General features: G+C 68.7%; 14 protein-coding genes. 5 read left to right on the forward strand and 9 right to left on the reverse strand.

What is annotated here, in order from left to right; translation table 11 throughout:
- Window positions 1-2 precede the first annotated feature (2 nt).
- From ehuD to P2PM1_RS20445, 4 genes are read left to right on the forward strand one after another with little or no spacing between them, the layout of a single operon-like run.
- Window positions 3-671: an ectoine/hydroxyectoine ABC transporter permease subunit EhuD gene (gene ehuD / locus P2PM1_RS20430; protein ID WP_186400314.1), complete on the forward strand. Its 669-nt coding sequence runs from the start codon at window positions 3-5 to the stop codon at window positions 669-671.
- Window positions 671-1,492, forward strand: a complete 822-nt coding sequence (ehuA, locus tag P2PM1_RS20435; protein ID WP_305849851.1) for an ectoine/hydroxyectoine ABC transporter ATP-binding protein EhuA — start codon at window positions 671-673, stop codon at window positions 1,490-1,492. The genes ehuD and ehuA overlap by 1 nt, the downstream gene beginning before the upstream one ends.
- Window positions 1,489-2,484 (forward strand): hydroxyectoine utilization dehydratase EutB, encoded by a 996-nt coding sequence (gene eutB / locus P2PM1_RS20440; protein WP_186400315.1) that lies wholly within the window; start codon window positions 1,489-1,491, stop codon window positions 2,482-2,484. The genes ehuA and eutB overlap by 4 nt, the downstream gene beginning before the upstream one ends.
- Window positions 2,474-3,466: a cyclodeaminase gene (locus P2PM1_RS20445; RefSeq protein WP_186400316.1), complete on the forward strand. Its 993-nt coding sequence runs from the start codon at window positions 2,474-2,476 to the stop codon at window positions 3,464-3,466. The genes eutB and P2PM1_RS20445 overlap by 11 nt, the downstream gene beginning before the upstream one ends.
- A 6-nt stretch (window positions 3,467-3,472) precedes the next feature.
- Here the strand turns inward: P2PM1_RS20445 and P2PM1_RS20450 are convergent, their stop codons facing one another.
- The 9 genes from P2PM1_RS20450 to P2PM1_RS20485 form a co-directional block, all read right to left on the reverse strand.
- Window positions 3,473-4,126 (reverse strand): YitT family protein, encoded by a 654-nt coding sequence (locus P2PM1_RS20450; protein WP_186400317.1) that lies wholly within the window; start codon window positions 4,124-4,126, stop codon window positions 3,473-3,475.
- A 193-nt stretch (window positions 4,127-4,319) separates the two neighbouring features.
- Window positions 4,320-5,240, reverse strand: coding sequence for an SRPBCC family protein (locus tag P2PM1_RS20455; protein WP_186400318.1), 921 nt, complete (start codon window positions 5,238-5,240; stop codon window positions 4,320-4,322).
- A gap of 14 nt (window positions 5,241-5,254) precedes the next feature.
- On the reverse strand, window positions 5,255-6,121 hold the full coding sequence (locus P2PM1_RS20460) for a phosphoenolpyruvate hydrolase family protein (RefSeq protein ID WP_186400319.1): 867 nt from the start codon (window positions 6,119-6,121) through the stop codon (window positions 5,255-5,257).
- Complete coding sequence (locus P2PM1_RS25565) at window positions 6,118-7,317, reverse strand: Tm-1-like ATP-binding domain-containing protein (protein ID WP_244301580.1); 1,200 nt, start codon at window positions 7,315-7,317, stop codon at window positions 6,118-6,120. Before P2PM1_RS25565 ends, P2PM1_RS20460 begins: the two co-directional genes overlap by 4 nt.
- A gap of 18 nt (window positions 7,318-7,335) precedes the next feature.
- Complete coding sequence (locus P2PM1_RS25570; protein ID WP_244301581.1) at window positions 7,336-8,046, reverse strand: ABC transporter ATP-binding protein; 711 nt, start codon at window positions 8,044-8,046, stop codon at window positions 7,336-7,338.
- Window positions 8,046-8,873, reverse strand: coding sequence for an ABC transporter ATP-binding protein (locus P2PM1_RS20470; protein ID WP_244301582.1), 828 nt, complete (start codon window positions 8,871-8,873; stop codon window positions 8,046-8,048). Before P2PM1_RS20470 ends, P2PM1_RS25570 begins: the two co-directional genes overlap by 1 nt.
- Before the next feature lie 63 nt (window positions 8,874-8,936).
- A complete protein-coding gene (locus tag P2PM1_RS20475) occupies window positions 8,937-10,202 on the reverse strand; it encodes an ABC transporter substrate-binding protein (protein ID WP_186400320.1) in 1,266 nt (421 codons plus the stop codon).
- A gap of 121 nt (window positions 10,203-10,323) precedes the next feature.
- Window positions 10,324-11,325 (reverse strand): branched-chain amino acid ABC transporter permease, encoded by a 1,002-nt coding sequence (locus P2PM1_RS20480; RefSeq protein ID WP_208985357.1) that lies wholly within the window; start codon window positions 11,323-11,325, stop codon window positions 10,324-10,326.
- The gene (locus P2PM1_RS20485; protein WP_208984831.1) at window positions 11,322-12,215 is read right to left on the reverse strand and encodes a branched-chain amino acid ABC transporter permease; all 894 of its coding nucleotides are present in this window, start codon (window positions 12,213-12,215) and stop codon (window positions 11,322-11,324) included. The genes P2PM1_RS20480 and P2PM1_RS20485 overlap by 4 nt, the downstream gene beginning before the upstream one ends.
- Window positions 12,216-12,397: 182 nt before the next feature.
- Here P2PM1_RS20485 and P2PM1_RS20490 point away from each other — a divergent pair, with 182 nt between their 5' ends.
- The gene (locus P2PM1_RS20490) at window positions 12,398-13,081 is read left to right on the forward strand and encodes a phosphoenolpyruvate hydrolase family protein (RefSeq protein WP_186400321.1); all 684 of its coding nucleotides are present in this window, start codon (window positions 12,398-12,400) and stop codon (window positions 13,079-13,081) included.
- Window positions 13,082-13,096: the final 15 nt, after the last annotated feature.

The raw sequence follows: 13,096 nt of genomic DNA on the forward strand, positions 1-13,096 counted from the left end.
CCATGTTCGACTGGCGCTGGGACTTCACCTTCCAGATCCTGCCCCGCCTGATCGTCGCCACCGGCAACACCCTGCTCGCCGCCGGCCTCGGCTATGCCATCGCCGTCGTGCTCGGCCTTGCCCTGGTGCTGGCGCAGCGCACGCCGTTCCGCCCGCTCACCGTGGTGGTGCGCGAGGCGGTCGAGTTCATCCGCTCGACGCCCTTGGTGCTGCAGATCTTCTTCGTCTTCTATGTCGGCCCGCAATTCGGCATCCGCCTGTCGCCCTGGACGGCCGGCATGATCGCCATCGGCCTGCACTACGCGGCCTATCTGTCGGAGGTCTATCGCGGCGGGCTGGAATGCGTGCCGAAGGGCCAGTGGGAGGCGGCCAAGTCGCTCAACCTGTCGACGGCGCGCACTTACTTTCGCGTCATCCTTCCGCAGGCGTTGCCGCCCTCGCTTGCCGGCATGGGCAACTATCTCGTCGGCATCTTCAAGGACACGCCGATGCTCTCCGTCATCGGCGTGGCGGAACTGATGCACACGGCCAACGCCATCGGTTCGGAAACCTACCGCTTTCTCGAGCCGTTCACGCTGGTCGGCATCATCTTCCTTTGCATCTCGCTGCCAACGGCGGCGCTGATCCGGCTCTTCGAGACCTGGGTTCGCCGCAAACTCGGAATGGGCTGATGGACACCACAGACGTTTCCGCCTTCCCCTTGAGGCTCGAGGGCGAGGCGACCCCGATGGTCAGCTTCAAGAAGGTCACCAAGTCCTATGGCAGCCTGGTGGTGCTGGACTCGCTCGACCTCGACGTGGCGGAAGGCGAGATGGTCACCATCATCGGCCCCTCCGGCTCGGGCAAGACCACCGTGCTGCGCATGCTGATGACGCTGGAGACCATCAATGGCGGCGTCATCTATGTCGACGGCGAGCCGCTGACGCATATGCCGCGCGGCGGCGGGCTGGTGCGCGCCGACAATCGCCACATGCGCAAGATGCGCTCGAAGATCGGCATGTGCTTCCAGCACTTCAACCTGTTTCCGCATATGACGGCGCTGGAAAACTGCATGGAAGGTCCCGTGCATGTGCTCGGCCTGTCGAAAAGGGAAGCGCGCGAGCGCTCCGAGGAACTGCTGGCGATGGTCGGCATGGCCGACAAGCGCGACCAGCACCCCTCGCGCCTGTCCGGCGGCCAGCAGCAGCGCGTGGCGATCGCCCGCGCGCTGGCCATGCGGCCCAAGGTGATGCTGTTCGACGAGGTGACCTCGGCGCTCGATCCGGAAGTGATCGGCGAGGTGACCAACGTCATCCGCCAGCTCGTCGCCGAGCACAATCTCACCATGCTGATGGTCACTCACCAGATGGGCTTCGCCAAGGACATTTCCGACCGCATCTGCTTCTTCTATGGCGGCCGCATCGAGGAACAGGGCACGCCGGACGAGCTGTTCGGCAATCCGCGCAAGGAGCGCACCCAGCAGTTCCTCAGCGCGGTCAAGGAGGCGACGTGAGCGTCGATCTCGCCGACATCCTGGCGGCGCGGCGCGCCATCGCCGGCATTGCCGCGCGCACGCCGATGGTGCCCTCGCTCGCCGTGGACGGCGACCTGCTGCTGAAGCTGGAGACGGCGCAGCCGATCGGCGCGTTCAAGCTGCGCGGCGCATTGAATGCCGTCGCCGCCGTGCCTGATGGGGCGCCCGGCGTCACCTGCTGCTCCACCGGCAATCACGGCCGCGGCGTTGCCTTCGCGGCGCGCGCCGCCGGACTTCGCGCCGTCATCTGCATGTCCGAGCTGGTGCCGCAGGCCAAGGTCGAGGGCATCCGCGCGCTCGGCGCCGAGGTGCGCATCGCCGGCCGCAGCCAGGACGAGGCCCATGCCGAAAGCCGCCGGCTGGCGCGCGAGGAGGGGCTCATCGAGATCTCTCCCTTCGACGATCCGCTGGTGATCGCCGGCCAGGGCACCATTGGCCTTGAAATGCTGGAGGACCGCCCGGATCTTGCCGCGATCCTGGTGCCGCTGTCCGGCGGCGGGCTTGCCGCCGGCGTCGCGCTGGCGGCCAAGGCGATCAAGCCGTCGATCCGCGTTGTCGGCGTCACCATGGAGCGCGGCGCGGCGATGTTCGCCTCCATCCGCGCCGGCCACCCGGTCGAGGTGGAGGAGGTGGCGAGCCTTGCCGATTCCCTTGGCGGCGGCATCGGCCTCGACAACCGGCTGACCTTCGCCCTGTGCCGCGACCTGCTCGACGACTGCGTCCTCGTCACCGAGCAGGAGATCTACGAGGCGATGCAGGCGCTTTACTACGAGGACCGCATGGTGGCGGAGGGCGCCAGCGTCGTCGGCATCGCCGCGATGCGGGCCGGCCGGCTGCCGGCCTTCGACGGCCCGGTCGCCACCATCCTGACGGGCCGCAATGTCGACATGATCACCTTCACCGACATCGTCGTCGGGCGCGGCATTCGTCTCGGCGAGGTCGAGGTAAAAGGGCGTGGCTATGGCGCATGAGGTAACCGTCCTGACCGCCGGCGAACTGCGCGGTCTCGTGCATCTGGATCCGGCCGCCGTCGATGTGGTCGAGCGGGCCTTCGCCGCGCTCGCCTCCGGCACGGTGGTGATGCCGCCGATCCTGTCGATGACGATCCCTGAGGCCAATGGCGAGGTCGACGTCAAGACCGCCTATATCCCCGGCTTCGACGGTTTCGCGATCAAGGTCAGCCCCGGCTTCTTCGACAATCCCAAGCTCGGCCTGCCGAGCCTCAACGGCTTGATGATCCTGTTTTCCGCCAAGACCGGCCTCGTCGAGGCCCTGCTGCTCGACAATGGCTACCTGACGGATGTGCGCACGGCCGCCGCCGGCGCCGTCGCCGCGCGCCATCTTGCGCCCTCCAGGGTCGAGACGGCGACGGTCATCGGCACCGGCGTCCAGGCGCGGCTGCAGATCGAGGCGGCCCATCTGGTGCGCCCGTTCTCCCGCGTCCTCGTCTGGGGGCGCGACAGGGCCAAGGCGGAGGCCTGCGCCGCCGATCTCTCCGGGCGGCTGAAGATTGCGGCCGAGGCCGCTTCTGACCCGGCCCAGGCTGTGGCGCAGAGCCAGCTCGTCGTCACCACCACCCCGGCCGAGCATCCGGTGTTCAAGGCCGAATGGCTGCATCCCGGCCTGCACATCACGGCGATGGGCTCGGACCAGGCCGGCAAGAACGAGATCGATCCGGCCGCGCTCGTCGCCGCCGACCTTTACGTCTGCGACCGGGTCAGCCAGTGCGAGGCCCTCGGCGAGCTGCGCGCCGCCATCGCCGCGGGCCTCTGGCAGGGGGGCACGCCGCCGGAGCTCGGCGAGATCGTCACGGGCCGCCATCCGGGCCGCCGCTCGGACGACGAGATCACCCTCTGCGACCTCACCGGCACGGGCGCGCAGGACACGGCGATCGCCACCTTTGCCGTCACTGCCGCCCGCAAGGCCGGCGCCGGATCGGTGATCGTCACCTGACGGCTCTCAACTCGATCCGAGATAGCGGCCGGGCCGGTGGTTCATCGCCAGCACCAGGTTGAGGACCACGGTGCCGATCACCGAGAACAGGAGTTCGCCGGCGCCGAGCACGAAGACCGCCCCGGCGATCACCGCAAGGTCCAGCCCCATCTGGACATAGCCGGCACGCAGGCCGAACCGGTCCTGCAGATACATCGCCAGCAGGTTGAAGCCGCCGAGCCCGGTGCGGTGGCGGAACAGCATCAACAGCCCGACGCCGCACAGCCCGCCGCCGGCGAGCGCGGCGAAGGCCGGGTCGAGATGCGAGAACTCCACCCAGACATGGATCACCCCCGACAGCAGGCTGACCAGGCTGACCGCGACAAGGGTCCTCAGCGCCACCGCCGGCCCGAGCCGCAGCCATGCCAGCAGGTAGAAGGGCAGGTTCACCGCGAAGAAGCCGGCCCAGAACGGCACGCCGCTCGCGTGCTGCAGCAACAGGGCAAGGCCGGCGACCCCTCCCGTGACCAGATGCGCGTCGGCGAACATCTTGGTCCCCAGCGCGACGAAGGCCGTGCCGAGCAGGATCGCCGCGACATCCTCGTGCAGGCCGTGCCGGGCAAGGCCGCCCGTCGCACCGGTGCCCGGCGCGTCGCCGTCTGCCGTCGCCGGAGCCGTCATGCTGCGGCCCTCCGCTCGGGGCATCGGAAGGGCGCCGCCGGCGCCGGGCCGGCGGCGGTTGCGAAGGGGGGGCGGTCCATGGCCTCGGGTCCTGTCTGTGTCCGACGATTGGACACAGTCCTACCCGGCCGCACGCCCGCGATCTTTGACCTGTCACAACTCCGGGCGCAATGAGCCGGGCGTCACAGCTCTCTCAGCCGGCCCCGTCTCCCAGTTGTTCTTCCAGCGTGTCGAACGCCTTCTGGAAGACATTGCCATGCACGTTGGGGATCAGCTCCAGATCGTCCTGCGGCGCGGCGGTCCAGTCGGCGGTCCACACCGCGAAGGTGTGGTTCCGGTCGGTGACCGGATAGAGCCGCGCGCCGGCATGGTAGTTGAGCCAGGGCATCGGGCTTTTCAGGATGCGGTAGCGGAAGGCGCGCTCGCTGTCGGAGAGATAGGTGAGCTGCTCCCACAGCAGGCCTTCGCCGAACAGGAAGTCGCGCACCCCCGACACCTTGTCGGAGCGCGCGCCGTCCAGCATGTGCATCTTGGTGATGTCCTCGTGCCAGCCGCCCATGCCGGCAAAGTCGCGCATCTTCGCCCAGACCGTCTCGACCGGCGCGGTAATAGCGCTGGAGGTGAACACCTTGGCCGGGCGCAGGCCCTGCCAGCGCTCGGCCCCCGCCGGCGCGCTCGCGCCGATGAGCTTTTCGGCAAGCGCCGCGAGACCGGCGGCGAAGACATCGCGCGAGACGATGTCGACGAAGCGCCCCGCATCCTCCGGCTTCTCGTCGAACGTCGCCCACCACTGGACATAGGTGCGCCCGCTCTTCGTCTCGGGGATCAGCTCCATGCCGGCGACATAGTTGCCGACCGGGAAGGCCGGCGTCTCGAAATTGTAGGTGAAGCTGTAGCGGCTGTCGTCGAGCGACAGCAGCCGCTCGCGCACGAAGGTGCCGTCGGAAAGCGTGAAGGCGCGCACGCAGCCGACCACGTCGGAGGCAAGGCCGCCCTCGATGGAACTGTCGCGCACGGCCGGGTTCCAGTCCGGCAGGCCGTTGAAGTCACGGACCATTGCCCAGACCGCCTCCACCGGCGCATCTAACAGGGTGCTGGCGAAAGCCCTTGCCATGGCTGGTTCTCCCCTCAGAAGCTGAGCTGCTTGAAGCGCCGGGTCTGGTCGATCAGCGCCGATTCCGCCGGCAGCCGCTCCATCGAGCTGGCGCCGTAGAAGCCGTTGCAGCTTGGTGTGTTGCGCAGCACGAATTCGGCGTCCTCCGGGTTGGCGATCGGCCCGCCATGGCACATGACGAGGATGTCCGGGCGCACGCTGCGCGCCGCCTCGGCCCAGGCGCCGATGTCGCGCACGCAGTCCTCCAGCGTCCGCGCGGTCTCCGCGCCGATCGAGCCGCCGGTGGTCAGGCCCATATGGGCGACCAGGATGTCGGCGCCGGCCTCGGCCATCGCGATGGCTTCCTGCGAGGAGAACACGTAAGGCGTCGTCAGCATGTCCTTCTCGGCGGCGAGGCGGATCATCTCCACCTCGTGGTGAAAGCCCATGCCGGTCTCCTCCAGGTTCTGCCGGAACATCCCGTCGATCAGCCCGACCGTCGGGAAGTTCTGCACCCCGGCAAAGCCCAGCGCCTTCAGCCGGTCGAGGTGGTCATGCATGATCACGAAAGGATCGGTGCCGTTGACGCCGGCCAGCACCGGCGTGTGCTTGACGACGGGCAGCACCTCGCGCGCCATGTCGAGCACGATCTCGTTGGCATTGCCATAGGCCAGCACGCCGGCCAGCGAGCCGCGCCCGGCCATGCGGTAGCGGCCGGAATTGTAGATGACGATCAGGTCGATGCCGCCGGCCTCCTCGCATTTCGCCGAAAGGCCGGTGCCGGCGCCGCCGCCGATGATCGGGATCCGGCGCCGGGCCATGTCCTGGAACCGGTCCAGCAGCTCGCGGCGCGTCGGCCGGGCGGGCCGGGAGGAGGTCTTGGGGTTGGGTACTTCGTTCATGACGCGATCTTTCGGAATTCGGCGACCGCCGCATCGGCGAAGGCCGGATCGTTGATGGTGAAGGGCAGTTCGATCAACTGGCGCTTGGGGGTGGTGACGAGGGTGTCGCGGATGGCGGCGAACAGCGCCGCATCGGCCTCAGGGTCGTGGAAGGGCATGCCGGGAACGTCGATGGCCGAGACCCCGCCGAGCGGCAGCAGGAAGCGGACCTCGCCCTCGCAGCGGTTCAGCCGTTCGGCGATCCACCGGCCGATGGCGGCGTTCTCTTCCGCCGTCGTGCGCATCAACGTCACCTGCGGATTGTGGACATAGAGGTTGCGGTCCCGGTACTTCTCCGGAACCGTCTCCAGCGCGCCGAAATTCACCATGTCGACGGCCCCGACCGAGCCGACATAGGGCAGGCGGGTGCGCGCCACCGCGCCGAACCGGTCCTGCGTGCAGGGAAACACCCCGCCCATCAAAAGGTCCGGGACCTCGGTCGTGGTGACGTCGATCATCCCGGCGAGCAGGCCGGATTCCGCCAGCTTCTCCATCGACTGGCCGCCGGTGCCGGTGGCGTGGAAGACGTAGCACTCGTAGCTGTCGCCGATCCGCTCGCGGATCTGGTCGACGCAGGTCGTGGTGACGCCGAACATCGTCATGCCGACGCCCGGCCGGTCGCCGCTCGCCTCCGGCGCCTGCCACAGCGCCATGGCGGCAGCGGCATGGGCGGCATTGGCGATGATCTTCCGGCTGATGGCGTTGAGCCCGGCGACATCGGTCACCGAATACATCATGGCGATGTCGGTCGGCCCGACATAGGGCGCCACATTGCCGGAGGCGACGGTCGAGACCATCAGCTTGGGCACGCCGACGGGCAGCGCCCGCATCGCCTGCGTCACCAGCGCCGTATTGCCCGACCCGCCAAGGCCCAGCACCGCGCCGATGTCCTGCCGGCCGGTGAGCCAGATCGTCAGCGCCTCGGCCATCGCGCCGACGGCGGCGCCCCGGTCGCTGCCGCCGAGCACCGCCTCCACCCCGCCCGGATGCCTGGCGGCGACCTCGCGCGCCGGCACGTCGGCGACGTCCGTCTCGCTCCGGGTTCCCACATCCACCAGCACCGCCTCGACGCCGGCGGCCCGGATCAGCGACCTGGCATAGGCCAGCTCCTCCGCCTTGGTGTCGCAGGTGCCGACAACATAGACCGTCCTGCCCATCAAGCTGTCTCCCGCCCTTCAATGTCCATGGCTGACGCCGAGATAGCGGCGCTGGGCGTCGCGGTCGGCCTCCAACTCGCGCGCGGGCATGGTCGTGGCGATCCGCCCGGTGACCATGATCGCGACCTGGTCGGAGACCGAGGTCGCAACCCGCATGTTCTGTTCCACCAGCAGCACGCCCATGCCTTCGGCGGCGATGGCGCGCAGCGTCTCGATCAGGTGGTCGACGATCACCGGCGCCAGCCCTTCCGAGGGCTCGTCCATGATGACGATGCGCGGGTTCATCAGGAGAGCCCGCGAGATCGCCAGCATCTGCTGCTCGCCGCCCGAGAGCTGGTGGCCGCCGTTGCGGCGCCGTTCGGCCAGCCGCGGGAAGGTCTCGTAGACCCGCTCCACGGTCCAGGCGCCCTTGCTCCGTCCGGCCACCAGCAAGAGGTGTTCATGCACCGAGAGCGAGGGGAACATCCGCCGCCCCTGCGGCACCAGGGCGATGCCGCCGCGCGCCACCCGGCTGGGGCCAAGGCCGAGCAGCGGCCGCCCGTCCAGCGTCACCGTGCCCTGCCGCGCCGCCACCATGCCCATGATCGCATGGCACAGGGTCGACTTGCCCATGCCGTTGCGCCCGACCAGCGACAGCGGCGCGCGATCGAGCGACAGCGTCACGCCCTGCAGGATCACCGCCTGGCCGAAAGTCACATGCAGGTCGTCGATCTCCAGACGGCCGCCCATCAGTGTTCGCCTCCAAGATAGATCGCCTGCACCACCGGATCGTCGGCGATGCGGTCGGGCGTGCTTTCCACCACCACCTCGCCGTCCTTCATCACGGTGACGATGTCCGAGTTGGGCAGGGCCACATCCATGTCGTGCTCGATCAGGATCAAGGTCAGCTCGCGCGGCAGGTCGCGGATCAGCTTGACCAGTTCCGGCCGCTCTGCCGCCGAAAGCCCCGCCGCCGGCTCGTCCAGCATCAGCAGGCGCGGGTCCGAGGCGAGCGCCATGCCCACCTCCACCTGCCGGCGCTGGCCGTGCGAGAGCGACTGGATGCGCGCCCCGGCGATGGTGTCGACGCGCACCTGCTCGGCGAGCCGCCGCGCCTTGGCGAGCGCGGCATCGCCCCGTCCCGCCTTCCACAGCGACAGCCGTCCGGGCATTGCCCCGCGCACGGCGAGATAGAGGTTTTCCAGGACGCTCAGCCCGTCGAACAGCAGCGAGCTCTGATAGGTGCGGCCGATGCCGCGCCGCGCCCGTTTGTGCGGCCGCAGGTGGGTGATGTCCTCGCCGAACAGCAGGATGCGCCCGGCGGTCGGCGGATGGTCGCCGCAGATCGTGTTGAACAGCGTGGTCTTGCCGGCGCCGTTGGGGCCGAGGATCGCGCGCCGCTCGCCCGGCGCGATGGTGATCGACACATTGCTGACGGCCCTGAGGGCGCCGAAGCTGCGGCCGACATTTTCCGTCACCAGGGCAGGGGTCGCGGCAGGGGTCGCGGCAGCCGTCGGTGCCAAAGCCTCCGTCCGGTCCTTGCGTGTCGTCGTGTCGAGCATCTGCTGTCTTTGCATGCTGGTATCGGAAGGAGCCTCCCCCCGCGCGGCACGCGGGAGGAGGCAGGCTGGGAGGGAGCCTCAGTTGGCCGGCGGGCAGTCCGGATTGTCGCGCGAGGGGGCGCCGAGCGCCAGGAACGCCTCGCGGTCCATGCCCATCGTCTGGGTCACGCCCTCGGTCTTGCCGAAGGCCTGCGTGCGCAGCGTGCCGCCGTCGTTGACGATCCGCGTCAGGAAGATGTCGGAGATCGCCTGCCGGTTCTCGTCGAGGCTGACATTCGCCCCCATCGGGTTCTTGAACTCGACCTTGGCCAGCGCCTCCTGGAAGGCCTTCTGGCCGTCCGACAGGTCGCCGCCCACCTCGTCCAGCGCCAGCAGCACCGCCTTGGTGTTGGTGTAGTAGTTGAAGGCATGGATCGAGGGCGAGTCGAAGCCGTCGGGGAAGCGCTCGCGATAGGCGGAGACCCAGGCGACCCACATCGGATCCTCGTTGAGGTCGGCGATCGGGCCGGCCGCCAGCATCCCTTCCATCAGCCGCTGGTGCGGGCCGCGGGCGCTGAGCAGCGTCTGGTCGGCGGTGATCGAGCCGCCGATGATCGGCAGGTCGCCGCCGGCCTCGGCATACTGGGTCAGGAAGGCGAGGGCGTCGGTGCCGCCCTGGATCAGCACGATGGCGCCGGCATCCTGCGGGATGTTGGCGATGATCGAGCCGAAGTCGGTGGTGTTCAGCGGCGACCACAGCTTGGTCACCGCGCCGCCCGCCTGGCAGTATTCGAGCATGAAGCCCATCACCTGCGCATAGGGGAAGGCATAGTCGGCGGCGACCAGCGCCACATGGCCGACATTCAGGTCCTTGTAGACGTGGTTGCCGAGGCCGGCCATCCACTGGGTGCCTTCCGTGCTGAAGCGGAAGAAGTTCGGCGAGGCATCGCGCAAGGTGGTGTCGGCGGCGCCCGACGAGCCGTTGACGATGGTCTTGCCCTCCAGCGTGCGCGAGTAGTCGCGCAGCGCGATGCCTTCGGCGCCCGACAGCGGGCCGACGATGATGTCGACATTGTCCTGCTCGATCAGCTTGCGGGCGCGGGCCAGCGCCACGTCTGCCTGGGCGTTGGAGGATTCGCGGATCCACTCGATCTTCTTGCCGTTGATCGTGTAGTCGATCTCCTCCAGCGCCATTTCCATGGCGCGGTAGGCGTCCTGGCCGCCGGTGGCGAAGGGGCCTTCCAGCGTGGTGATCGAGCCGAGCTTGATGACGTCCTGTGCGGCGGCGGCACCGATCCCCGCCAGTGCGAACAGGCCGGCGGCCAGCGCCGTCGCGGTTCTATAGGCCAGTTTCTTCCTGAGCATGGTCTTCTCCCCTTGGTGGTCTTGCTCGGCCATTTCTCCTCCACGGCCGGGCTCCGGTGATGCCGGCCTTGCGGCCGGTGCCTGCCTGCGGCGCCGGAGCCGGGCTGCCGCAGGCAATTCCTCAGTGCGGCGTGCCGCCGTCCCCCGCGTCCCGTTGCTTGCGCCAGCCGGTCAGGCGCTTGCCGAGCCCCAGCACCCCGTCGGGCGAGGCCACGACGATGCCGAGGAAGACGAGGCCGATCAGCGTGTTGAAGCGGTCGCGGTCGTAGATCGTGGCGGCGAACGTATCGATCAGCGTGAAGATCACCGCGCCGATGAACGCCCCGATCGGGTGCCCCAGCCCGCCGATGACGGACATCACCAGCACGTTGACCGTCGCCGTCATGCCGATCGAGCCGGGGGTGATGCCGATATTGTAGAAGGTGATCAGCACGCCGCCGCAGCCGGCGATGAAGCCCGCCATGGCGAAGGCGGCGATGCGGTGCACGGCGACGTCGAAGCCGAGCGCCGACACCCGGCGCGGGTTGTCGCGGATGCCCTGCAGCACCAGGCCGAACGGCGTGCGCACCACATAGAGCACCATGAGATAGAGCAGCGCCGAGACGGTCAGGGCCACGTAATAGAACACCGCATGGGCACGGAACGGCTGGCCGAAGAGCTCCGGCCCGACGACGTTGCGGATGCCCTCATAGCCGTTGAACCAGTCGATGTTGGACTGGGCGAACAGGCTGAAGCCGACCGCCAGCGCCAGGGTGATCATCAGCAGGTAGATGTCGCGGGTGCGGATCGCGATCAGTCCGACCACGCCGCCGGCAAGGGTCGCGGCGAGCACGGCGAGCGGCATGGCGAGCCAGTAGCTGACGGCGTTCTGGCCGGCCGGGATCGCCGTCGGCGCCAGGATCGCCACCGTGTAGCCGGCAATGCCGGCGAGCATCGTCTGGGCCAGCGAGATGAAGCCGCCATAGCTCGCCAGGAAGGTGATCGACAGCGCCACGATGCCGTAGATCAGCGACCGGCCGAGAATGCCGCTCAACCAGAAATCGGGCAGCAGCAGCGGCAGGACGGCGAGGATCGCCAGTGCCAGCGCGGTGACGGCCCATTGCGTGCGGGACATCAGGATCATCGTCCGGTCCTCCCGAGCAGGCCCTGCGGACGCACCGCCAGCACGGCGACCATGATCGCGAAGGTCAGGATCACCGAGTAGGTCGGAAACAGCGCCTGGCCCCATTGCTCGGCGACGCCGATCAGGATCGCGCCGATGGCCGTGCCGCCGATCGAGCCCATGCCGCCGACGATCACCACCACCAGCGAGGTCAGCAGGAACTTGACGTCGACCCCGAGCGCGACCGGCTGCGCCGTGGCGCCGATGACGCCGCCAAGGCCTGCCAGCCCGGCGCCCAGCGCGAAGGTGGCGACCGAGATCAGCGGCACGTTGACGCCGCAGGCGGCCAGCATCTGCCGGTCGTCGACGCCGGCCCGCACCATGATGCCGAGCCGCGTCTTGTTGAGCAGCAGCCACAGCCCGACGCCGACGGCGAGCGCAAGGCCGATCTGGAACAGGCGGAAGGTCGAGTAGCGGCCGATCACCGGCACCGGCGTCGGGCCGAACAGCGCGTCGGGCGCGAAGAACTGGAACGGGTTGCCGCCGAAATGCGCCAGCAACTGGTCGGCGATGATGATCGACAGGCCGATGGTCACCAGCGCCTGGCGCAGCTCCTGCCCCTGCATCCAGCCGAGGAACACGACCTGGATCACCACGCCGGCGACCGCCGCCGCCACCACGCCGGCCAGCAGTCCGACATACCAGGCATAGCCGGCGGTGGCGTTGGAGGCGTAGAGGCTGTCGAAAACCGAGAACCCGACATAGGCGCCGATCATGTAGAGTGATCCATGCGCCATGTTGACCGTGCGCATCAGGCCGAATATCAGAGAGAAACCGCTGGCGACGATGAAGTAGAGAGCGGCCAGGGTGAGGCCGTTCAACGTCACCGTGATCATGAACTGAAGCGACAAAAATCCCTCCCGTGCGAAAGATCATCGATCTTCCACGCATCGTTTTTGTTTGTTTTGAGGGTAAGTTTCGGCTCCTCCCAAAACCTCCCGATCTGCTACGAATGTTTACAAGCGCGGAAGATCCGTGCCAGAAGGAATTTTCGGCAATTTCGGGTAAGAATGGGTAACATGGGTCAACGATCATGTCCTTGACGCTGCCGATCCTGGCCCAGCCGCCAGCTCAGCCGCCCGCCCGCCCGCCCGCCGAGCGTCCCGACGGGGACTACCTCCTCGCGCCCTTCCTCGCGCAGGTCGCGCCGGCCCATCGCGAGCTTGTGGGCATGCTGCCGGTGGTGGATGTCAACGCCGCCGCGCTGGCGGGGCTGCGCGCCGTGTCCCCCGCATCGCCTTCCTGCCGCCGGGCGGTGGCCGGCCTGATGCTGGTCGATCCGTTCCTGCGCCTGCGCGATGCGACGCTGGCGCTGGCCGAGGCGGGGGTGAGCGGCGTCGCGAATTATCCGACGGTGCAGCTCATCGACGGCGAGACGGCGCGCGTCTTCGACAGCGCCGGGGCCGGGGTTGCGCGCGAGATCGCGGTTCTGACGGCGTTTCGTGAGGCCGGCTTCGAGACCGTCGCCTTCGCCGCCTCGCTGGACACCGCCCGGGCGATGCTCCGCCACGGCCCCTCGCGGCTGGTGCTGCATCCGGGCCTGGCGCTTGCCGACTGGCGCGAGCGGGCCGCCGCCAGCCTTGCCGTCGCCCACATGATCCCGGCCTTGCGCGACCAGTGCGACACGCCCCTGCTGGTCTATCGTCCGCATGGCTTCGGCCCGGAGCTCGATCAGGCGGAGGCGCTGGCCGACGGGCGCGTATGGGTCGCCGACTGAGCGGTTTTCAATCCA

The organism is Stappia sp. P2PMeth1 (genome assembly GCF_900185735.1).
Taxonomy (GTDB): Bacteria; Pseudomonadota; Alphaproteobacteria; order Rhizobiales; family Stappiaceae; genus Stappia.